The sequence below is a fragment of the Oscillibacter sp. genome, assembly GCF_032018205.1.
Taxonomy (GTDB): Bacteria; Bacillota; Clostridia; order Oscillospirales; family Oscillospiraceae; genus Oscillibacter.
On record NZ_DALZOY010000007.1, the window covers coordinates 85,560 to 108,112 of the forward strand.

The 22,553-nt window shown below is 53.4% G+C and carries 18 protein-coding genes and 1 tRNA gene; 7 read left to right on the forward strand and 12 right to left on the reverse strand.

The annotated features are described in order from the left end of the window. Nucleotides 1–98: 98 nt before the first annotated feature. The 3 genes from RTU96_RS07260 to RTU96_RS07270 are packed head-to-tail and all read left to right on the forward strand — an operon-like array spanning nucleotide 99 to nucleotide 3,521. On the forward strand, nucleotides 99–1,697 hold the full coding sequence (locus RTU96_RS07260) for a BCCT family transporter (RefSeq protein WP_312635866.1): 1,599 nt from the start codon (nucleotides 99–101) through the stop codon (nucleotides 1,695–1,697). Between the two features lie 13 nt (nucleotides 1,698–1,710). Continuing rightward, nucleotides 1,711–3,246, forward strand: a complete 1,536-nt coding sequence (locus tag RTU96_RS07265; RefSeq protein ID WP_312635868.1) for an aromatic amino acid ammonia-lyase — start codon at nucleotides 1,711–1,713, stop codon at nucleotides 3,244–3,246. A 26-nt stretch (nucleotides 3,247–3,272) separates the two neighbouring features. Further along, a complete protein-coding gene (locus RTU96_RS07270) occupies nucleotides 3,273–3,521 on the forward strand; it encodes a hypothetical protein (RefSeq protein WP_312635869.1) in 249 nt (82 codons plus the stop codon). Nucleotides 3,522–4,226: 705 nt separating this feature from the next. Here the strand turns inward: RTU96_RS07270 and RTU96_RS07275 are convergent. The 10 genes from RTU96_RS07275 to RTU96_RS07320 all read right to left on the reverse strand — a co-directional run bounded on the left by RTU96_RS07275 (nucleotide 4,227) and on the right by RTU96_RS07320 (nucleotide 15,298). After that, a complete protein-coding gene (locus RTU96_RS07275) occupies nucleotides 4,227–5,858 on the reverse strand; it encodes a M56 family metallopeptidase (protein WP_312635870.1) in 1,632 nt (543 codons plus the stop codon). Beyond that, nucleotides 5,851–6,243, reverse strand: a complete 393-nt coding sequence (locus tag RTU96_RS07280; RefSeq protein ID WP_312635871.1) for a BlaI/MecI/CopY family transcriptional regulator — start codon at nucleotides 6,241–6,243, stop codon at nucleotides 5,851–5,853. Before RTU96_RS07280 ends, RTU96_RS07275 begins: the two co-directional genes overlap by 8 nt. Nucleotides 6,244–6,915: 672 nt before the next feature. Beyond that, nucleotides 6,916–7,506 carry a sortase gene (locus RTU96_RS07285; protein WP_312635872.1) on the reverse strand — a complete coding sequence of 197 codons (591 nt, stop codon included), beginning with the start codon at nucleotides 7,504–7,506 and terminating at the stop codon, nucleotides 6,916–6,918. Further along, the gene (locus tag RTU96_RS07290) at nucleotides 7,496–8,491 is read right to left on the reverse strand and encodes a Cna B-type domain-containing protein (RefSeq protein WP_312635873.1); all 996 of its coding nucleotides are present in this window, start codon (nucleotides 8,489–8,491) and stop codon (nucleotides 7,496–7,498) included. The genes RTU96_RS07285 and RTU96_RS07290 overlap by 11 nt, the downstream gene beginning before the upstream one ends. Continuing rightward, a complete protein-coding gene (locus tag RTU96_RS07295; protein WP_312635874.1) occupies nucleotides 8,488–9,348 on the reverse strand; it encodes a class C sortase in 861 nt (286 codons plus the stop codon). Before RTU96_RS07295 ends, RTU96_RS07290 begins: the two co-directional genes overlap by 4 nt. An 88-nt stretch (nucleotides 9,349–9,436) precedes the next feature. Further along, nucleotides 9,437–10,942, reverse strand: coding sequence for a SpaH/EbpB family LPXTG-anchored major pilin (locus RTU96_RS07300; RefSeq protein WP_312635875.1), 1,506 nt, complete (start codon nucleotides 10,940–10,942; stop codon nucleotides 9,437–9,439). Between the two features lie 65 nt (nucleotides 10,943–11,007). Next, nucleotides 11,008–13,398: a choice-of-anchor A family protein gene (locus tag RTU96_RS07305; RefSeq protein WP_312635952.1), complete on the reverse strand. Its 2,391-nt coding sequence runs from the start codon at nucleotides 13,396–13,398 to the stop codon at nucleotides 11,008–11,010. A 139-nt stretch (nucleotides 13,399–13,537) separates the two neighbouring features. Beyond that, nucleotides 13,538–14,119 (reverse strand): signal peptidase I, encoded by a 582-nt coding sequence (gene lepB / locus RTU96_RS07310; protein WP_312635877.1) that lies wholly within the window; start codon nucleotides 14,117–14,119, stop codon nucleotides 13,538–13,540. Nucleotides 14,120–14,126: 7 nt separating this feature from the next. Next, nucleotides 14,127–14,609, reverse strand: a complete 483-nt coding sequence (locus RTU96_RS07315; protein WP_312635878.1) for a hypothetical protein — start codon at nucleotides 14,607–14,609, stop codon at nucleotides 14,127–14,129. Nucleotides 14,610–15,224: 615 nt separating this feature from the next. Beyond that, a tRNA-Gln gene (locus RTU96_RS07320) sits at nucleotides 15,225–15,298 on the reverse strand. Nucleotides 15,299–15,438: 140 nt separating this feature from the next. Here RTU96_RS07320 and RTU96_RS07325 point away from each other — a divergent pair. From RTU96_RS07325 to xdh, 3 genes are all read left to right on the forward strand, one after another. Continuing rightward, nucleotides 15,439–15,618, forward strand: a complete 180-nt coding sequence (locus RTU96_RS07325; protein ID WP_312635879.1) for a hypothetical protein — start codon at nucleotides 15,439–15,441, stop codon at nucleotides 15,616–15,618. A 181-nt stretch (nucleotides 15,619–15,799) separates the two neighbouring features. Then, a complete protein-coding gene (locus RTU96_RS07330; RefSeq protein WP_312635881.1) occupies nucleotides 15,800–16,429 on the forward strand; it encodes a thiamine diphosphokinase in 630 nt (209 codons plus the stop codon). 156 nt (nucleotides 16,430–16,585) lie between these two features. Further along, nucleotides 16,586–19,135, forward strand: a complete 2,550-nt coding sequence (gene xdh, locus RTU96_RS07335) for a selenium-dependent xanthine dehydrogenase (protein WP_312635884.1) — start codon at nucleotides 16,586–16,588, stop codon at nucleotides 19,133–19,135. A 40-nt stretch (nucleotides 19,136–19,175) separates the two neighbouring features. Here xdh and crcB read toward each other — a convergent pair whose 3' ends face one another. Both crcB and RTU96_RS07345 read right to left on the reverse strand, forming a co-directional pair. Beyond that, the gene (gene crcB, locus RTU96_RS07340; RefSeq protein ID WP_312635885.1) at nucleotides 19,176–19,541 is read right to left on the reverse strand and encodes a fluoride efflux transporter CrcB; all 366 of its coding nucleotides are present in this window, start codon (nucleotides 19,539–19,541) and stop codon (nucleotides 19,176–19,178) included. Further along, complete coding sequence (locus RTU96_RS07345) at nucleotides 19,538–20,134, reverse strand: nucleotidyltransferase family protein (RefSeq protein ID WP_312635886.1); 597 nt, start codon at nucleotides 20,132–20,134, stop codon at nucleotides 19,538–19,540. The genes crcB and RTU96_RS07345 overlap by 4 nt, the downstream gene beginning before the upstream one ends. Before the next feature lie 115 nt (nucleotides 20,135–20,249). On the opposite strand from RTU96_RS07345, the gene xdhA reads away from it, so the two are divergent. Further along, entirely contained in the window at nucleotides 20,250–22,544 is a 2,295-nt protein-coding gene (xdhA, locus tag RTU96_RS07350; RefSeq protein WP_312635887.1) for a xanthine dehydrogenase subunit XdhA, read from the forward strand. Nucleotides 22,545–22,553: the final 9 nt, after the last annotated feature.

A 22,553-nucleotide genomic window follows, 5' to 3' on the forward strand; every position in this document is an offset into this window, starting at 1 on the left:
GTTGCACAAAGTCGGCACGGAAATTGCTTTTATTTTTGAAAAGAGGAAAGGAGCGTATGATCTGCCGTCTTAGCGTCAGATCCATACAACAACATGTCATGAGCGAAAAAAACACCGCGCAAAAACCTGTCCGTTGGAGCGTATTCGTTCCCTGCTTCTTGGTGATCGGCGGCGCCGCAATCTTGGGGGTCGTCAACAATGCGTGGCTGACGGAGGTTGCCAGCGCCATCTTTGGATGGTCCCTGGGCAATTTCGGCTGGCTCTATCAACTGGTAGCCATGGGAACTCTGCTGCTCATCAGTCTGCTGGCCTTTTCAAAGCTGGGCAACATTCGGCTGGGCGGACCGGAGGCAAAGGCAAAGCACTCCTTTGGTTCTTGGTTTGCCATGACCCTCACCGGCGGCATTGCAACCGGGCTGATTACCTACGGCGTCAATGAGGTGCTGATTTATTTCGGCAATATCTACGGAGAACTGGATGGCTATGGGATTCCGGCTCTCAGCGATGAAGCGGCATACTTTTCCATGGGCCGCTGCTTTTATAACTGGACAGTCATCCCCTACGCCATGTATGCCCTGTCCGGTGTACTCATCGCGTATCTCTACTTCAACCGGGGCAAGGAACTGTCTGTGGCCGCATCCCTCACGCCGCTGTTCGGTGAAAAGGTGATGCACGGCTTTTGGAAATCTCTGGTTGATGTGCTTTCCGTGCTGGCAATTGCTCTGGGCCTCGCGGCCTCTCTGGGCGCGGGTCTGGCGCTGATCGGCACCGGTCTTTCTTCTGCCTACGGCATTGCTCAAGGACCGCTTGTCTGGTTTATTCTCACCGCGATCATCACCGTGACCTTTACCGCCGCATCCGTCACAGGCATTGATAAGGGCATCAAGTGGCTGGCGGGTCTGACCTCAAAAATTTTCTATGTTTTGCTGATTTTGCTCTTTATTATCGGGCCCACGATTTACATTCTCAATATGGCCAACGTGGGCCTTGGCTACTGGCTGGACCGCTTCTGGATGTGGGGTTTTGATCCCTCCACTGTGGGCGGCTCCGCGTTGGTAACATGGTGGACCATGTATGACTGGGCAATCTGGATTGCCTATGCGCCGCTGATGGGCATTTTCTTTGCCATCATCGCATATGGCCGAACCATTCGGCAGTTCTTGGTCATCAACTGGATGCTTCCTTCTGCTTTCGGTTTTGTGTGGTTTGCCGTTTGGGGCGGCACGGCGCTGAATTGGCAGATCGCGGGCAAGGCGGATATCATCTCCGCAATTCAGTCCAATGGCGCAGTGGCCGGCATATGGGAGTTCCTAAAGCATGTGCCTCTGGGTTCCATTTTGATCCCAGCCATTATTATCACTTTGATCGCGGCCTTCTCCACCACAGCGGACACCATGTCCACCACCATCTCGGCTCTGTGCACGCAGGGTGCGCGGCACGACGAGGAACCGGCCCTTTGGCAGAAAGTTGTCTGGGGCGCGTCCATTGGTTTGATTGCCTGCATCATGGTTGCTTTTGGCGGCGGCGCGCAGGGCGTGGACGGTGTAAAATATCTGGCGGCCTGCGGCGGCTTTGTGGTTCTGGCTATTTTTATTCTTCAGGTGTTTTCCGCAGTGAAGGTGTTTTTCTTCGATCCGGCTACAAAGCTCGATATTCAGGCCGCTGAAACTGCCGCAGCACCCGAAAAAGTCGAGTAAGCGGAGGCATCGTGTGAAAAAAGAAAATCAAACTGTCGTCCTTGGCGCGCCCATCACTTTGAAAGATTTTATTGCGGTGGCCCGGGACGGAGCCTCGGTGGAATTTTCTGCCGAATATCAGGCGCGTGTAAAGCGGTCCCGGGCTCTGGTGGAGCGCTGGGTGGACGAGGGAAAAGTCATGTACGGCGTAACCACTGGTTTTGGAGCACTGTGTACCAAGGCCATCGACAAGGAGGAAACGGCCCAGCTTCAGGAAAACATCCTGCTTTCCCATTCCGTGTCCGTGGGGGAACCTTTGTCAATCGAGCGAGTACGGGGAACCATGCTGATGGTATTGCAAAATCTGGGGCAGGGTTACTCCGGTGTGGGCATTGCCGTTCTGGAGCAGTACCGAAATTTTTTGAATCTGGGGTTGACGCCGTGGGCTCCGGGGGACGGAAGCGTAGGCTATCTGTCCCCGGAGGCTCACATGGCCATGGTGCTCATCGGCGGAGGAAAGGCTTATTTGAACGGCAAATTGTTGGAAGGCCGCGAGGCTTTGGCTAAAGTAGGTCTGCCCCCTCTCGTTCTTGGCTCCAAAGAGGGCCTGGCGCTGGTATCCGGCACCACCTCATCTACTGCTATGGCGGCGCTGGCCATTTGGGATCTGCTGAACGCAGCTAAAGCCGCCGATATCATCGGCGCGCTGACATTAGAGACCAGCCGAGGCGTTTTGGACGCTTTTGATCCTCGGGTGATGCAGGTACGTCCCCATCCCGACCAGACCCGAACAGCGGAAAATGTCCGTGCCGTTTTGAAGGGCTCCGGTATTATGGAGAAATACCGGGGCAGCCGGGTACAGGACGCCTTGTCTCTTCGATGCATCCCCCAGCTTCACGGCGCGGCAAAAAAGACCTTGCTGGACGCGAAAGCGGCAATTGAGATTGAGATGAACGCCTGCTGCGATAATCCCATCATTTGGCCGGAGGACGGAAATGAGGCCGTAATCTCCGCCTGCAACGCAGACTCATCCTACGTGGGAATGGAGATGGACAGCGCCTGTATCGCCGCCGTGGGGCTTGCTAAGATGTCAGAGCGGCGCAACAACCGGCTAATTGATGAGAGCTTGTCGGGCTATCCGTGGTTCTGCATCAAAAAGCCGGGCCTAAACTCGGGGCTGATGATTCCCCAATACACGCAGGCCGGTCTCCTGAACGAGTTGAGAATGCTGGCCACGCCGTCCACCATCGACAATACGCCCACCTGCGGCAATCAGGAAGATTACGTGGCCATGGGCTACAACGCCTGCAAAAAGGCGGGTGCCGCGGCGGAGAAGCTGGAGTATATTCTGGCGATTGAACTGCTTTCCAGCTATCAGGCCCAACAGTTTTTAGATAGAGATGTAAGCCGGGGGGCAGGCAGCGCCGCTGCGCTGAAAGCAGTGGGGGACCTGGTGCCTGTTATGGATAAGGATATATTCCTTTACCCATACATTGTGGCCTTGCGGGAGCTGATTCACACAGGACAACTGACAAAAGCAGTGGAACGGGTCACCGGTCCGCTGAACTGAAAAAGGAGTGAACAACGATGCGTGGAATGGCAAAAAAACAAGTTGAAATGGATTTGCTAAAGATTTTTTTGACGCCGCCCAATACAAAAAAAGAGAAAATCACTTTGCTTACCATGTTGGTGGTGACATTTCTCATCTTTTTCGGGCCGATTTGCTTCTCCGCAATTTCCCCTGTGAAGGCGATCTTACTGGCTTGTCTGCCTGCCGTGTCCCTCTCTTGGGGGTGGATGGTACTGCTGCGATCCCTGTTCCGCAAACGGGACTTCTGCAAATAAACCGTCGGCAATGCGCATACCACCCCGAAAGTCGTATCTCTGATAAGAGAAAGGCCAATGGTCTGTAAGGCAAAAGCTCAGAACGCCACCACATAACGGAGTAAATTGAATCCGTTTCGCTCACCCCACAAATTTAATATATTGACGCCACTATACCAGTAAAATCAAACGCTGCCGAAGCTATTGGGTAATTAAAACCGCGCCTTCTTTGTACGGTGACGAGCTGGCGCCGCCTGCCGTTTGTTCTGACACATTGTTGTTCCATCAATTGAAAAAACGCACCGTGGAATTACTTGATTGTAATTCCGCGGTGCGTTTTGTTAGCACTTTGTCGCCTTTACTAATTCACTTTGCACCACCGTTATCAAGTGGCGCTTTTCCAGTGTCATAAGAGTTATGGATTACATACTTTCCACCATCATCGAAAAGGTTGGTGTACCGAAAACTTTGCTCATTAAATATATCAAAATGGAGGTATCTATCTATGGATCGTATTAGAAAGCCTATAAGGCCATTGATTTATTAAACGCTATTACGTTAAATGGAGAGCACCTCAGAGAAACCCTAAATAATAGCGTTTTTGATTAAGACCTTGTCCGAAGAAATTGACGAACTTAAAAAGTTAGTCAGGGCATAGTTTTCCAAAGCGGTGCCAAGCTGACGCCTCCAGCTTTTTCGTTGCCTCATCCACGCTCATGCCAAGTTTCAGGGGGCATTTTTTCCATTTGAACCAAGCAAGGTAATATCATCTTGCGCTTGATCGGAGGATTCACCGGGTGCGTCCCCGATACGCTGATGCGACACAATCAAAAAGCCGCCGTCTTGTATTCTCAGTGTGAGTGCCGCAGTTTCGCAAAACAGGCGTACAATATCGCCCTGCCGTTCACCGCTTGTGTATGTGAAGTAGGCAAACCCGGCATCACTGGTAAAGTTATAGTACGCGTCATAGTCCTTCAGATAAATCAATTCATCCATTCCCACTCTGCTAAGATCATCCTGCGAAATGCCCATATATTCTTTTAATGCTTCATTTACGGTGCTGGCTGAGAATTTGTGAATGGGAACCGGCATCCCGTCCAAGGTCATATCGACACCGAAAGGCCAGTTTTCGGAATCCTTGAGCGCCTCAAATTCAGTTTTCTCCGTTACGTCACCATCAGAAGGAAAATACCGCAACAATTCGGCCAAATTGATATCCTCTGGCCGGCCGTAGTATGAGGAAAGGAATTGGCTGATCGGATTGACGCTGACGGAGTTCCCCTGCTCGTCATACAGCAGCGGCTCAAAGGTTTTATTATACTGTTCCATTTCCTCTGCCGTGAGTGGAACAACACCAACATTGTAGATCATTTTTGGCCCAGTGAAGGTGCAACATGCCGTAGCGAACGCCACGAGTACAACGGCAATCACCGCCGAGATGAGCAGCTTTGGCTTTTTAGCGATCAGTGTGATACGTTCCTTGATGATGCGCTCACCTCCAGTCATGGTGGTTGCCGAAAGCATTAAAGCAGCCCGCTTTTGGCAAGTCATGCGGATGAGTGTCCTGCCATACTCGGCGCGCTCGGCCTCTCCAATACGGCGTATTGTTGCCTCATCGCAGGCAAGCTCCGCATCATCCCGTGAAAGAAACGCTGCCCACCATACTAGAGGGTTATACCAGTGGAGAACAAGGCAAACTATCCGCAGAACTGACCAAAAATTGTCGCCATGCCGGAAATGAGTGGTTTCATGTTCCACCGTGTGCCGAAGTATCGTCGCATTCTCGGCAGCGTCCTGTGTTAAATAAATTGCTGGATGCAAAAGCCCAAACAAGCAAGGGGTGTCTGTTTCATTGGAAATATATACAGGAAGCGCTGAGACTTTTGCCTCCAACGGCTTGCGGCTACGGCGGAGGCGGGATGAAAATCGCACGTTTGAAGCAGCAAAAGCGATGACCAGAAATGCCACTCCGCATAGCCAAATCTGAATAAATGCTTTGCGGAAGGCGAGCGCCTTTTCCATGCGTGTAAACTCTGCCTCCGTTTTATTCTCCGCAACGGTGACTGGCGTTTCCGGCATAAGTTCATAGGACGGATATCCCTCAACGGTGCCGCTTTCTGTGTGCCAAATATTTCCAACGTCTCTCACACTTTCAAAGTCCTGCACGACAGGAACTTTTTGCACCGTGTTCATCACGCTGAAACCGCTGCTGCCAATACTGTACGGGATCAGCAGCCGCAGAAGGACCAATCCCCAAAGAGCATATTGCAGCTGCAGACTAATTTTGCCCCTTAAAAAATAGCGCAGAGCGATGATGACTGCAATTAAAATGCTTGAGGTAACAATCCATTTAATCACTATTATTTGCCTCCTCCATCTTTTGCAGTATCCCATACAGCTGGTCAAGTTCCGCCTGCGAAAGTGCCTGCTTTTTTGTCAGAGTGCTTACCATAAGGCTTAGGCTGCCTTTATAGACCCGGCTAAGGAAGTCTTCTGTTTCCTGCAAAGCAGCGTCTTCACGCTTAATGAGAGAAGAATAGACTTTCATACCCTCTTTATCCTCGCAGCGGATTAGGCCCTTTTCCGTCATGCGGCGAAGCATCGTCAATGTCGTACTTCGGGTCCAGCCCACATGTTTCTTCAAATAATCCGTGGTCTCTCTGCCGGTGCGTGGTGACGTTTCCCACAAACACTCCATGAGCTGCCATTCGGTATTGGTAAGTCTTATATTTGGCTCATTCACTCCAATCACGCTCCATTCTGTTTACATTGTAGACATATTATATTCTCGACGGTTTACATTGTCAACAGCTAAGCATATAAAAATTATTTGACGAGCAAATACTATTAAATCCGGCTTGAGATATACCCCCCATCACTTCCTTTAGATAGTCTGTTATAGTCTTTTATCCACCAACGCAATAGGACGACCATCTGCCTTTTAAGCAGTGGGTCCGGGGTTCGAATCCCCGCCGGGTCACCAAATAGAGACTTATCCAAACACATACGGTCTATTTTTGTCAATGGCCTTTTTGGCTGCGTGATAAATCGTGAGTAGTGGATAAGTATAAAAGACCGTTCGTCTTCAAAGACGAACGGTCTTTTATACAGCCGTAAACACTCCTGTGACCTCCGGTCCGGCGCTGGACAGGCCGAAGAAGGATGAGGCTCGAAACACAACACAGGATTTTGGGGACAATGCGAGCGGGTTGAAGTGGAACGGCGGTTCAGTCTGGAAAAGCACAAGTGCGGCTTGGGGCTGATTATGACCATGCCACACCAAATCATCGCCCACAGCGTTACCATGTCCATTCTGGCGCTGAATCTCAGAAAGATTCGGCGCGCCGTGCTATGGCTTTTTGCACGTTTGCCTCCTCGAGTGTCACCGCAGAAAAACAGCCTTGTTCAATTGATATTAGCTACTCTCCCGTTCACACCGCACGGCAACACGGCTGTTCCCACCATAAGTGCAGGTAAAAAGCGTCAAGCCCGGATTTTCAAACCTCATATCCTGCATGTCCGAAGATGCCAGAGTCTCCACAGTGACTACCTGATAGCTATAAACAAAGCCATCTACATCTGTAAAAGTAATCAGATCACCCTGCTTCAACTGCTTGAGTAGGCCGAAATGCCGCTTGTAGTTATGACCTGCAATAATCATATCATCCGTCAAAAAAGAACCGGAGTAGCGGCAGGGCGCTTTTTTCAGCTTTGGATAGCTCCAGTTGTCCATCACCGGCAGAGAGAGCCCCAGCGTGGAAATATCCAGCACGCCGATGTAACTTTCGTCTTTCACGCTGACCGACTGAATTTGCTTGGCGGTGGTCTCGGTATTTGTCTTGTCAGAAAGCTCCGGAATTATTTGCTGGGTCAAAACCTGTACCGTTTCCGTAGCCTGACGGTCAGCCAGTGTTTCTTCCATACAGTTGAACGTCATTAGAAAAAGAGAACCCGCCAACAACAGGCCGCCAGCAGCCATCAAAACGATATCCCGTCTAATTTTCATGGTTTTGCCGTTTAAAGCGCTCCCACCAGCCGCGGCTGAACAGCATGATCCCCAGAACCGCCATCATCGGAATTGGCCATTGCAGCAGCCCGGTCTGGGGAAGGCTTGCCAGGGGTATGAGTTCCGGCGGTAAGTCAGCCGTTGTTGGTTCATCAGTTTTTGGGGGCTCCGGTGGAGTGATATTTGTCGTATACATGTTGGTAATTGTAAAGATCGTCCCCTCCCGCGAATACGAAACCGTATAATTGTCGGGAACGGTGTCTTCAATCACGGACCAGGTATATCCGGTGGAGAGATTGTTCCAGGCATATCTCCAGTTATTGCTCTTTGAAAGCCGCACGGTATAAAGAACCCTGTCGTCACGGAGCAGGGAAACCATAATGGAATTTGGGCGAAGGTCCCCTTCATCGCCGTCATTCCATATCTTCAGCACCGTAACGTTGATGGGGTCGCTGCCGGGGGACGTGTACGGCTGGTAGGACACTTTGACGGTGGCGGTGGTCGTCGTCTTTTCATTGGAATCCGGGATGGTGACCAGAGATGGGCTGAAGGAATACGTACCGCTGCTTGTCGACAAGGAATCGCCAAAGATCAGATAGGTGCCCTCCTGATTCAGAGTGAACGTGCAGTTGCCGCTGCTGTTCGAGGCCAAGGGCGCGCTGGAGGGGTGAATCGAGGTTTTGTGGGCCCGGACGTAAACAACCAGCGTGTTTGCAGCGTCCGCCCAGTTGATTTTGTTGTCGGTACCCGCCTTGATGTTGGCCCCTGAATCTTTAAAATCATCGGTTAGATCATAGGAGTCGCCGGATTTCTCCAGAACCCGGTAAATATGAAACGTCACGCCGGAAATTGCGGTCCCACCATACATACAGTTCAGCGTAATAGAATACGGGGAGCTGTCCGCCAAGGCGGCCGTGGTTGTGAGGGAGACGGTGATACACAGCAATGCAGCCACATGAAGCAGCTTTTTCAGGATGGATTTCATATAGGCGATTCGCCTCCCTTCTCTTTCTCTCGGCCTTTTTGAGCGGTTCCAGTTTTACCCGGAGCGGCCAGCAGCCAGATGAGCAAGACCAGCAAAATGGGTGCGGCAATTACGGGCGCCACTATTAAAGGATCAACTTGTACTGCGTCTGCGGAGATATAGGTCTCATCGGGTGTCTCTACCCGATGCCCGCGAACCAAAAGACGCTGCGTGTTGATTCCATAAGGCGTACAGGTAACCAGCGTGCAGTAATCCTCGTTGGGGTCAATATCCAGCGACGAGACCTCGTTCGGCTCCACAATCAAAATCTGATCTACCGTATAGGTCAATGTCTCATGCAGAACCGTAATGGAAAAAGTATCGCCGATATCCAACTCATCAAGATTGGTAAGAAGCTTTGCCGAAGGCAGTCCTCGGTGACCGGAAAGAACGCAATGGGTTCCCATTCCGCCCACAGGAAGCGAAGAACCCGTGAGATGCCCAATGCCGGCGGCAAGTACTGACTCGGAGGTGCCGTGATAGATGGGCAGTCGTATTCCAATCTTTTGGATAGAAAGATAGCCCATCATACCGTTCCCATCTAAATTAAGTAAACCATTACACTCCGCCTCTTGTATATCTGTCAATGTAAACCAGCTTTCACCCTGATTGCGCAGCTTTTCGTTATACGCCTGCGCCGCCTGAAGCGAATCTGTAACGTCCTGCTCCGTTAGCTTACCCATGCTTGAGTCGTAACTGGCAACAGCCCGGCTTTGGTGAAAAGAGTTGTAATAATTGCTGACGCTGGGGTAAAGCAGCACGGAGAGACCCACTAAAAAAACAAATATTAAAATCATGGTAGGGTAGTGCTTTTTCATAGGTTTCTCCCTGCTTCCGATTGGAGGAAAGTAATACTTCCCCCAATCGGAGCAGTATTCATATTAGAATTATTATAGAAAAAGTCGATTAGTTTTCGTTCTTTACACGCTTACGGGCAATCAGCATAATTCCGGCGCCGACCGCCAGCATGCTGCCGACGGCATAGAAGATCGTGGTACCCATGCCACCGGTGGAGGGCAGTTCATTGCCGGTCAGGTTCACGACGTTGGTTCTTAGCGTGCTGCTTGCAGCCTCACCGTCCACGGCAACTGTGGGAGAATTGCTGAGCAGCGCACCGTTCGCATCATAACCTGCGCTGATTTGAATTTTGACGGGATCGGGCAGCAGATTATAACCGTCGGGAGCCTTTGTCTCGTGCAGGTAATAGATGGTGGAATCGTCCAGACCCTTAATCACGATGGAACCCGCGGAAATGGTGGTGACAGTACCGGTTGTTCCGGAGGGCGCAATCGTATAGCTGCTACCGCTTTTGATCAGCGCGATGGGGCTATTGGTGGAATTACTGTCCGTATTCAGGATAAACTCCGCTCCTGTCAAAGGGCGGCTATCTTTATCCGTCTTGTTTACATCCATGGTAAAGGTCCAGTCATAAACCTTCACCGGCGGCGTCTCGCCGTGACCGTCATCATAGGGGCTGTTGCTGTATTCCAGATAAGCGGTGTTGTCATTGGAACCCTCCGTGTATATCTTCGCACTTTCATTTAAAGTGGCGTTGTAGTAAACATAGAAGCGATCAGTCGTAGTGAGGCTTTGGGCCGCGATGAGAGCTTTTACATTGCTGAAGGCAACCGTGAAAGAATGCGCATCGGATGTAATCGTATAGTCGGTGTTTAGTGTCAATACCTTGCTGTCCTCGTCATTGATCTTGATCATCAGGGAACTGGGGTCAAACGTGAGTCCGTCGCTCATGGTATCGTGGATCACATAGGTATAGGTGGTGTAATTGTTGGTATCGGGCACCGAGGTGATCGTACGGTAGTGTACCGTGTCACCGATCTGGTTGTCGCCCACATTGCCCCAAGAACTCAATTCATTGTGTTGAATTTCTTTTGTCAGCGTGGGCACGCTCAGCTTTGGTTGAATAATTGCGGTGGGTTTTGCGGTGGTCAGGGAGACAGAGGCGGTCACCGTGGTATCTCCACTGCCGCCGGTGCCGTAAACCAGATAGTATCCAGCGGAAGTCAAAGGAATCGAGGCTCTTTCACCGCTGGCTGTAGCAGAACCGGCTGGAGCCACCAGCTTATCCGCAATATACTTTGTGTAGACATCGTCGGCAAAGCTGCGGACGTCCGCATCTGATGCCGTCGACAACCAGTTGATTAGAGCAGAACCTGAAAGGCTATTGTATGTAACGTTCAGGCAGTCGCTATCCACCGTATAGGAAAAAGCTTTCTTGGTCGTATCGTAAACTACGTTGAAAATCTTATAGGCTGAGTAGGTATTCCCGTTGATTGATACCCCGGTCTTGCTGGCATCATTTTCAACATCAATGGAATAGTCGGCTGCGAATGCAGGAATGGTCAGTGCCAGCATCAAAGCCGCTGCCAGTAAAAAGTTGAATGCTCTTCTCAATGGTTTCATCGAATTTCCCCTTTTCCACTATACTAACTTTTTTGTTGAGAATCCAAAAGGTACCGTTATGCCGAACCCCTCCCTTCCCTTTTCTTTTTCCATAGGAGAATGGAAGACAGGAGCAGAAAGCTCAGTCCGGTGGCAGTGTAGGGATAGGTTCCGGCCCCGCCGGTGTTCGGCAGTTCATAAGAATTCGTCTGGCTGTTGGTAATCGTACAACTGCCGCCGGAATCGACGGAGATGGGGGTGAACTGGCCAATCAGGTTGGTGGGATTTCCATTCCGATAGACCCCAATCTCCACAGCCGTATACGTTTTGTTCCGGTCCAGATTAGACCAGGTATACCTCCAATTGTTGCTGTTGCTTAAGATCTGCTTATCCACGAGGTTGTCATTTTGGTCACGCAGCTCCACCTCAACGCTCCAGTCCGTGAGGTCGGCATTGGTCAGCACATTGCCGTTTAAGTCCTTCCATACCTTGTTGACGGCATAGTCGTACGACTTCGGAAGCTTACCGACAAAATCGTCGCGATGGTTTTCGGCATTGATCGTAACATTGTTGCCAATAACGGTGCCGTTTATATTTTGGTTAACTATGATGTTTGCTCCCGGCGCGAGGATGGAGCAGTATTCCAGTCCTGTACTGATCGTCATTCCATCGCAGTTTGTAAAGTTCCAAAGGACTCTTCCGTTTGTAAAAGTCGTCACCTCTTCAAAATTCAGAGCATTGCCGGACTCCGAATAAATCTTACATTCCGGCATATTAAACGTACGCGAGTCCCATCCTGTGCAATCCACATTGATAATCACCGTGCCGCCTGAAAGGGCGCCGCCGTTGAACGTAAGACCGCGGACGTTGAAGTAATTGTATGCGCTCAAAGCATCTGCCGTGGTTTTGTAGACACCGACGCCGCCCGGTTCGGTCAGCGTCACGCCGCTTTTTGTCTGGTCCCCGCTATTTACAAGAAAGACTTCGATATTCTGATCGTGTATAGCGGACAAACTGTACGATATGCCCTCTGCTTCGCTTTTTACCGCTTGGAGATCAATAAAGGGAGTTCTGCTTGTGTCATGATCTTGCCAAAGGGCCGTTGCGTTAGATAATTTGTGACCTTTAACCGTAAAGTGGTTCCCGCCATCCGTGGTATCAACCGCATTATCGGAGCCCAACACCAGCAGCTCGTTGTCTCCGGGACCGTTTCCATTCATGTCCTGATAATTTTGAACATAGCTGACTTCACTGAGCGGAGACAGGCCCTTTGTTCCAAAGTCCCCGACCTTGCTCAAGGTTTGCGCCAGTATGTTTCCGTTACAATGCGTGCTTATATATAAGGTATCAAAAGCGACCAGACTGAAATGTCCTGCAATGCCAAGCGGCCGGCCAACATTATATTCGGAATTGGTAAAAACAGGTGCACCCGAAGGAACCTGCTTATAAGTCAGCGTGCTGCTGACGGGAAGCTTAGGCGCCACCGCAAACGTTGAGAAACTGTCGGTTGTAAATGTGATGCCCTGATCCGCGTCCGACATGTCCGCTGAACTGCCCGCAATATTCTCCACTGCGAGCTTCTGGAGAGAGGGATCTGAGTTCTCGTTTAAAACGTGAAAAACCTGGGCTTCCTCCGGTGCGACGGCACTGTCCGTAGTATCCACAATGGTTACATCCACTTCACTCCCGCCCGGCTCCACCTTCAGGCCATCCAGAAGGAAATAGATGTCATAGGCGCTAAACCCCGTGGAACTGACCAGACCACCTTCCTCTACCAGCAGCTGCTGAAGCTGCGTATAGCGGTCCGGGGCGCTCTCCTGCGTGATCCGACCCGCGTGGAACTCGGCGTCCATTGGAATAGCGGCGGGATCCTGCGGGACTGCTGTGACCGTCAGACCATTCCCGTCGTCATAGGTGTATTCAGACGGTTGAATGATCTCTGGCACCTTGATCAAACTGTCGAGCGGAATGCCGGGATCGATGTTTTTTTCCGCTTCAGCACTGGGAACGGGCTCCGTTCCCGGCGTGTCTCCCTCATCGGTTCCCGGCTCTGTGCCGGGCGTGTTTCCCTCATCGCTCCCCGGCTCCGTTCCGGGCGTGTTTCCCTCATCGCTCCCCGGCTCCGTTCCCGGTGTGTTTCCCTCATCGCTCCCCGGCTCTGTGCCGGGCGTGTTTCCCTCATCGCTCCCCGGCTCTGTTCCGGGCGTGTTTCCCTCATCGCTACCCGGCTCCGTGCCGGGCGTGTCTCCCTCATCGCTCCCCGGCTCTGTGCCGGGCGTGTCTCCCTCATCGCTCCCCGGCTCTGTGCCGGAGGCAACATCCCCGGTCCCCGTCGCTTCATCTGTGTTTTCCCCATCTTCTCCGGGCAGAGCCTCCTCAGAGGAAGCTGAATTCTCGCTGGTCTCCATGGTGTTTGGATCTTCAGTTAGCGTCACAGCAGGAAGCGTCAGCAGACGAAAAGTGCTCATAGCCACTAAAAACGATAAAATGGACAGAGTGAAAAACACTTTTTTCCATTTTTTGCGTTTTTGAATAAAAACTATGAGCTGGCTCTCCGTATTGTATTTTTGTAACAACCAATCACCCCCTTCCTGAAGAACTAAATACTCAATTGACAGATCCTAATTTAGAAAGTGGCCAGATCCGAAATACTACTTTTCCGACCAGCTGTTCCTCTGCAACGTTTCCAATTACCTTGGAACGGCTGTCCACCGACGTTGCCCGATGGTCGCCGAGTACGAACCAGCGCTCCTCCGGAACCTGGCAGGGAAGCGTAATGTCACACTGTCCCAACGCGTTCTCTTGAACATAAGGTTCCTCCAGCGCCTGGCTGTCTATGTAAACAATTCCATCTTGATCAATATTAATCCATTCGCCGGGAAACCCCATCACTCGTTTCAACAAAACTTTATTATTGTAATAAAAAGCGATAATATCGTCCCGTTGAAAATGCTTTGACTTTGATGCGACCACCAGTTCCCCCTCGTTTAAAGTAGGCTCCATACTGCTACCTTCGATCTGAAGGACTGAAAAAAAGAACGTTGAGCAGATAATGGCTACGGCGGCCACAACCACCAAAGTCCAGACTGTGCCCCGCAGTGCCCTGTTAAATGCTTTTTTATGGTGGCGCCGATCCAATTCCTGGTTTAATTGCACCAGCGTAGGACGTGTGTTTTTCTGCGTTCCCATCTCTTACTCAATTGCCCCGATTGGGAATCTGTATATCAAATCCGCATGCTGTCAGCATATCCTTTAGTCCCTCATGGCTGTTGTAAAACTGATTCAGCTGCAGTTGCAGCGCATCCCAGAAGGCCGCGGCCTTTCTCTGGCTCTCCTCTTCCGCCTGCCGGCATATTATATCGGTGGCCCGAAGCTGCGCTTCCGCCCGCTCGTTTGCCTCGGTCTCCACCTGGCGTGCTTTCTTTTCCGCATCCACCTCTTTTTGGCGTATGCTGGCAAGATACTGATCCGCCGAAACCTGCGCCACCTGAAAAATCTGATTGATTTGCAGGGAAGCCTCTGCGATGGATCCGCACTCTTCCATCTGGATAATCTGGGCTTTTTGCTGGGACTGCAGTTTTGCAATCTGTGTCCGCTGCTGCTCCAGTTCAGCTTCCTGATCCCGTAGGATACTCAACAGCTCCGTCTTGCTAAGATGCCTGATTTCAATATCTGTCATTGATTCTACACTCCTTGCGCCACACCTCTGTTTTGTGGCAATTTTCTGCTGCGCAGCGATCTATGATTGTACAGTTCCAAATAAAAGGCTTCCGTGCCTGTTTTTTCAAGATATATCTATTGACTGCTCGCCAGCCCTATACTAATGGTTGGTCATTGTGCTTAGCATATAAATTTACCTTCTATTCTTATTCTGGACTGAGTATAAACATTCTCCATAGGCATCTTGTTCTTTAATGTTATTTTCGTAAACGACCTATTCGGCTGTGTGATAAGCCGTGAGTAACGGATAAACCAAAACCACTCGCCCTATAAGGGCGAGTGGTTTTCTTTACCTTATCATTTAATTAGTTCTTTCTATAGCTGGTATCCGCCGAGGAACGTACCAAAAACATTACTGCATATTCCATTATTCATGTTGGTTCCAACTTAATCCAAGTGCATACCATTAATCTAACTCACGACTAATTAGTTTAAATGAGTTCAACAAATTTGCAACATTAAAATAAGATGCAAGCAGGCTCAAACGGGAATAATAAAAAGTGGAGTGCAGTCCTAATCAGCACAAAAAACTCTTGGAACCACTGTAATCCAATGGTTCCAAGAGTTTTTCCTTTGGCAGCGGGTGAAGGATTCGAACCCTCACAGACGGAGTCAGAGTCCGGCGTGCTACCATTACACAAACCCGCTATCTGTTGTCCGCAGTACAAGCAATCTGTGCAGCGAACAGATATTATTATACAAAAAATTCCGGAGTTGTCAACCCCTTTTTTTAAAAAATACCTTGAATACTTTTTGCACCCGGTCACAAACTAGCAAAGGGTGATTTTATGAGCAAAAAACAGCGGCCCGACCGTTCCGTCAGGCACGCGCCCGCCCTGCGCCTAGAGCCGGAAAAGCGGCTTTGCCCGGCCTTTGACCCGACGAGCATTGCACTCTTCCCCGTGGCCAATCGGGGCGAGATGGGCGTGCGGGTAGTGGACAATTTCTGTGAAGAACACATTATGTAATACCTGCCCGCGCCAAAAAAGCGGAATTTCCCCGAAAAACCCCGGCTCTGCTTTCGGCGGAGCCGGGGTCTGTTTGTCAGCCCCCTGTTTGTCAATTGGTGCAAATTATGCTATAATCTGCCAAAAACCGGCAGGCAAATCCTTTGCCCGCCCGGAATCGGGAGAAACAGAGGAAGCATCTATGAAACGCTGTTTTATTTTCGCCGCGGGCAGCTTTTATGGCCTGCGGGAGCGTCCTGCCCCCGGCGACCTTATCATTGCCGCCGACGCGGGTTATCTTCTGTGCCAAAAGCTTGGCATCGCACCGAACCTTGTGCTTGGCGACTTTGACTCCATGGAAGAGCCGTCGGGCGTGGCTGTACACCGGTCCCCGGTGGAAAAAGACGACACCGACGCCATGCTGGCTTTGAAAACGGGGCTTGAAAAGGGCTGCGACGTGTTTTACCTCTACGGATTTACCGGCGGGAAACGACTGGACCACACTCTGGCAAACCTCCAATCCCTGCTGTTTCTTCGCCGCAAAGGGGTCCGGGGGTGGCTGTACGGCGACGATTTCCTCTGGACAGCCATTGAAAACGAGTCCCTCACCATCCAAAAAGAGATGGAGTGGGGCCTGTTTTCCGCGTTCTGCTTGGGGGATCGGGCGGAGGGCGTGGACGAGAAGGGGTTTCAATATCCCCTGAGTAATGCCGTGCTCACGCCGGAATTTCCGCTGGGCGTCAGCAATCATTTCCTTGAGTCCGAGGCTGTGATCTCAGTCCGCCGGGGCGCGCTGCTGGTGGGCTGGGAGTTGGCCCATCACAACCCGTGATACTACAAGTGGTATAACGAACTGCATAAACAAAGATTGCACCAGACAAAAAGGTATTGTATAATTGCCTCAAAGGTTGACCTTTCAGGAATGTAAGTGCAGCCCATTGATAGCCGTGGGACCGGGGCGGGCACGGAGCTGAAGGAGGAGTACACGATGGCAACATTTACCGTAAACGGCAAAGCTGTAACCGTGCCGAACAACCAAAAGCTCATCCGTTTCCTGCGGGACGAGCTGCATCTAACTTCCGTAAAGGACGGGTGCAGTGAGGGCGCGTGCGGCACCTGCACGGTGCTGGTGGACGGAAAGCCCACCAAGGCCTGCATTCCCCAGACCGACAAGCTGGAGGGAAAAACCATTGTAACGGTGGAGGGCCTAAGCGATTTTGAAAAGGACGCGTTTGCCTATGCCTTTGGCACGGCGGGGGCCGTGCAGTGCGGATTCTGCATTCCGGGCATGGTGATTTCGGCCAAGGCGCTGATAGACGGCAACCCCAGCCCCACCCGGGAGGAAGCGGCTTTTGCCATCCGCAACAACATCTGCCGCTGCACTGGGTATGTGAAGATTATCGACGGGATTTTGCTGGCGGCGGAGGTGCTCCGCGCCGGAGAGATTCCCGCGCCGCCCGAGGACTGGGGCCTTGGCGCCCGGGTCCCCCGTGTCGACGTACGGGAGAAGGTGACGGGTACGGGGCTGCACCCCGACGATGTGTATCTGGACGGAATGATATACGCCAGCGCGGTGCGCAGCGCCTATCCCCGTGCGCGGGTGCTGTCCATCCATACGGAAGAAGCCAAGGCCCTTCCCGGTGTGGTGGGCATTTTCACGGCGGAGGATATTCCCGGACAGAACAAGGTGGGCCACCTTGCAAAGGACTGGGACACCATGATCGCTGTGGGCGATATCACCCATTACCTGGGAGATGCCATCTGCGTGGTGGCCGCCGAGACGCAGGAAATTCTGGCGCAGGCCAAGGCGCTGGTGAAAGTTGACTATGAGGAGCTTCCCATGGTCCGCAGCCCCAGAGACGCCATGCTGCCCGACGCGCCGCTGGTTCACAAAAGCGGCAATCTTCTCTCTCACAAGCACATCCAGCGGGGCAACCCGGCGGAGGCCATCGCCAAATCGAAGCATGTGCTGACTCAGCGTTTTTCAACACCGTGGACAGAGCACGCGTTTTTGGAACCGGAGTGCGCCGTCTCTTTCCCCGAGGGGGACGGCGTTGTGGTCTGGTCCACGGATCAGGGCGCATACGACACCCAGCACGAGATTTTGGGAATGCTTGGCCTGCCTGCCGAAAAGGTGAAGGTGAAAAACCTGCTGGTGGGCGGCGGCTTCGGCGGCAAGGAGGACGTAAGCGTCCAGCACCACGCGGCGCTAGTGGCATATCTTACTAAGCGGCCGGTGAAGGTGAAGTTTTCTCGGGCGGAGAGTCTTCTCATCCACCCCAAGCGCCACCCCATGGAGATGGAGTTTTCCATGGGCTGCGACGAAAACGGCATCATTCAGGGCGTGGCGGCGGAGGTCATCGCGGACACCGGGGCCTATGCGTCACTGGGCGGGCCAGTGCTGGAACGAGCCTGCACCCACGCCTCCGGACCCTATAACTATCAGAATTTTGAAATCGACGGCTGGGCCTATTACACCAACAATCCCCCCGCAGGCGCGTTCCGGGGCTTCGGCGTGACCCAGACCTGCTTCTGCGTGGAAAGCCTTTTGAACCAGATGGCATATCTGGTGGGCATCACACCTTGGGAAATCCGCTGGCGCAACGCCATCCGCCCCGGGCAGGAGTTGCCCAACGGGCAGATTGTGGACGAATCCACCGGCCTTGCCGAAACGTTGGAGGCAGTGAAGCCCTATTATGACGGGGCAAAATACGTGGGCATCGGCTGCGCCATGAAAAACGCGGGCGTGGGCGTGGGCATCCCCGACACCGGACGGGTAAAGCTGATGGTGACAGACGGAAAGCTCCACATTTTCGCCGGTGCGTCCTGCATCGGGCAGGGACTGGGCACGGTCCTGACGCAGATGACCGTGGAAAAAACGGGCCTCAAGCGGGACGACATTATTTACGAGCGGTCCAACACCTATCTTGCCCCCGACTCCGGCACCACCTCCGGTTCCCGCCAGACGCTGATTACCGGCGAGGCCTGTCTTCGTGCCTGTGACCAGCTTTGTGCGGCGCTGAATGGAAAAGCGCTGGCGGATTTAGACGGGCAGGAATTTTACGGAGAATATCTGGCGAAGACCGACCCTCTGGGCGCGGACGTGCCCAACCCTGTGAGCCACGTGGCCTACGGCTATGCCACCCAGATCTGCATTCTCAACGACGACGGAACGGTGAAGCAGATTGTGGCGGCCCACGACGTGGGCCGGGCCGTGAACCCCACCTCCGTGGAGGGGCAGATTGAGGGCGGCGTGGTGATGTCTCTGGGCTTTGCCCTGACGGAAAAGTACCCGCTGCAAGACTGCAAGCCCCTGGCGAAATACGGCACTCTGGGGCTTTTCCGCTCCAACCAGATTCCTGACGTGAAGGCGCTGATTGTGGAAAAACCGGGCCTAAACGTGGCGCTGGGGGCCATCGGCATTGGTGAAATCACCTCCATTCCCACCGCGCCCGCCATCGCGGATGCCTATTTCCGGTACGACGGGGTATTCCGCAGCAGTCTGCCGTTGGAGAACACGCCTTACGCGAAAAAATAAAGCGGCCCTCCCAAGAGAGGACCGCCGGGGGCTTCCGCTTTTATTCCGGCAGGGTCCGGCTCAGGGCCTGACCCAGCCAAACCCCCAGAAGACAGCCTGTCAGGCTGAGGAATATGTACAGCGCGGCCTGTCCGCGGTTTCCTGTTGCGATGAGATGCACCGACTCCAGCGAAAAGGTGGAGAAGGTGGTAAAGCCGCCGCACATCCCGGTCTTCAAAAAAAGCAGAAGTCGTCCGTCCATCCGGCGGCGGACTGCATAGCCGGTGAAAAAGCCGATGACCACCGCACCTAAAAGATTCACAAGAAGCGTTGAAACGGGAAAGCTCCCCTTCCAGGGGAGCAGCCCGATCCCATATCGGGCGACGGCCCCCAAGCCGCCGCCAAGGCCCACAACCAGAAAATTCATAGGATGATCCCCTCTCCCAGCAAATCCTTCGCCCGGCGCAGCGCCTGCGGCGTGTCCACGTCCCACAGTTCCCCGGGGGGAACCTCCAAAAGCCGCAGCTCATCTTCGTGGCGGCGGATTACCGCCGCGCCGCCCACATCGCCGGAAAGCTCCATCAGCTCTGGATAGAACTTCTCGGGAAAGATGCAGGGATTTCCCCGGACGCCGCCGTGGGAAAGGGCGGCAAGCTTCTCCGGCTCCTCACGCCAGAAATTCACCAGAGCGGCCACGGATTCCCGCCGCAGAAGCGGCTGGTCGGATACCTGAAAGCACACGGCGGTGCAATCCCGCAGCGCCGTAAGCCCCAACTGAAGGGAGCGGCTCAGGCCCAGCTCCGGCCTGTCGTTGTGCAGAGCGGCGAAATGAAACTCCCCCGCCAGCTTTAGAACGTCCGGATACTGGGTGACCACCACCACGGAGGAAAAGCACTCCGTTGGAACCGTCTCCAAAGAGCGCAGAATCAAAGAACGTCCGTCCAGCGCGGCTTCCAGCTTATTTTTCCCAAAGCGGCTGGCGTTTCCAGCGGCCAGCACCACACAGCCCGGTTTTTTCATACGGGAACCCCCAAACTTCGTTTTGGTTTTTCATATTACCCCATAGTATATCCACTTTTCCCACAGCCAGTCAAGGGGGCGGGAACGGTTCAGTGAATAAAAAGGAGGCCAAACCATGAGCAAAAGCGTCGGCAAAAGCATCGTGCGCGTGGACGCATACGAAAAGGCCACGGGCCGTGCAAAATACATGGATGATTTGTGCGACGGCTCTGCCCTGATCGCCAAAATCAAGCACAGCTCCATCGCCCACGGATACGTGAAGTCCGTTGATATCAGCGAGGCGGAGGGCATTCCCGGCGTGGTGAAAATCCTCACCTGCTTCGACGTACCTGATATCCCTTTCCCCACCGCGGGCCACCCGTGGTCCATGGACCCCCACCATCAGGACGTGGCGGACCGGAAGCTGCTGAACCAACATGTGCGGTACTACGGAGACGACGTAGCCGCCGTGGTGGCAGAGGACGAGGTGGCGGCCATGCAGGCCATCCGGGCCATCAAGGTGGAATACGAGGAGCTTCCCTTTGTGCTGGACCCGCAGAAGGCCATGGAGCCGGACGCACCCCAGATTCATGAAAACTACCCCGGAAATATCCTTGCCCATACCGAGATTCAACGCGGCGACTATCAGTCCGCCATTCAGGAGCCAGGCCTGATCCGTGTGGAGGGCTGGTACGACACCCCTACCGTTCAGCACTGCCATATTGAAAACCACGGCTGCTTTGCCTATGAGGAGTCGGGCCGGATGGTGGTCGTTTCTTCCACCCAGATTCCCCACATTGTCCGCCGGGTGGTGGGGCAGGCCATGGGCATTCCATGGGGCAATGTCCGCATCATCAAGCCCTATATCGGCGGCGGCTTCGGCAACAAGCAGGACGCGCTGTACGAGCCCCTGTGCGCGTGGCTCAGCTCTATGGTCGGCGGGCGGCTTGTGAAGCTGGATTGCACCCGGGAGGAGACGTTTGTCTCAAACCGCGTCCGCCACGCCATCCGCACCCACATCATCTCTTGGGTTCGTCCCGACGGAACGCTTGTGGCCCGGAAGTTCGAGGCATTTTCCAATCAGGGGTCCTATGCCTCCCACGGCCACGGCGTGGTGGCCAAGGGCATGGGCGCGTTCCCCCAGCTTTATCCCTGCGACAACGTGGAGTGCGACGCGTGGTCCGTGTACACCAACCGGCCCGCCGCAGGCGCCATGCGGGGTTACGGCATCCCGCAGGCCATGTTTGCCGGAGAGAGCCACATTGAAGACGTGGCAAAGGCGCTGGGCCAAAACCCCGTGGCTTACCGCCGGGCGCATCTGATGCCTGTCGGGTATGTGGACGCCTTCTCCAAAAACGAGCTGTATACCGACACCTTCAATCAGTGCATGGACAAGGGCATGGCCTACATTGACTTCCAGCGCAAATACGAGGAATATAAGAACCAGACCGGCCCCATCCGCCGGGGCATCGGCTGCGCGGTGTTCTGGTACAACACCGCCGTGTGGCCCATTTCCATGGAAAGCTCCTCCTGCCGGATGGTGCTGAATCAGGACGGGTCCCTTCAGTTCCAGACTGGAGAGACGGAAATCGGTCAGGGCTGCGACACCGCCTACTCCCAGATGGTAGCCGACGCGGTGGGCGTGCCTGTGGGAAACGTCCACGTCGTCTCTACACAGGACACCGACATCACCCCCTTCGGTACGGGCGCCTACGCTTCCCGGCAAACCTATATCGGCGGCTTTTCCATTATGCAGACCGGCCTTGCCCTGCGGAAGCGGATTTTGGATATCGCCCATGAGCAAACCCGCATGCCGGTTTCCAATCTGGATTTGGCAGACGGCAATATTGTCCGCAAATCTGACGGGCGGATTTTGAAAACCTTGGGAGACGTGGCGATGGAAGCGCTCTACTCCGTGAACGACAGCCACCACATCACCGCCGAAACCACCGCCAGTATCCGTAGCAACGCCTATTCCTTCGGCTGCTCCTTTGCCGAGGTGGAGGTGGATATCCCCATGTGCAAGGTGAAGCTTTTGGAGCTGGTGAACGTCCACGACTGCGGCACCCTCATCAACCCCCAGCTTGCGGAGGCGCAGGTCCACGGCGGCATGTCCATGGCCATTGGCTACGGATTGTCGGAAGAGCTGAAATTTGACGAGAAGACTGGAAAGCCCCTGAACGACAATCTGCTGGACTACAAGCTGTCCACCTTCTTGGACCATCCCCATCTGGAGGGACAGTTTGTGGAAAACGCGGAGCCTACCTCCCCTTATGGAACCAAGGCGCTGGGCGAACCCCCCGCCTGCTCCGGCGCACCCGCCATCCGCAATGCTATTTTGAACGCTACCGGCGTATCCATTGACCGCTGCCCCATCACGCCCCATGTGCTGTACGCGGAGTTCCGCGCGGCAGGGCTGATTCAGGACTGAGAGGAGGAA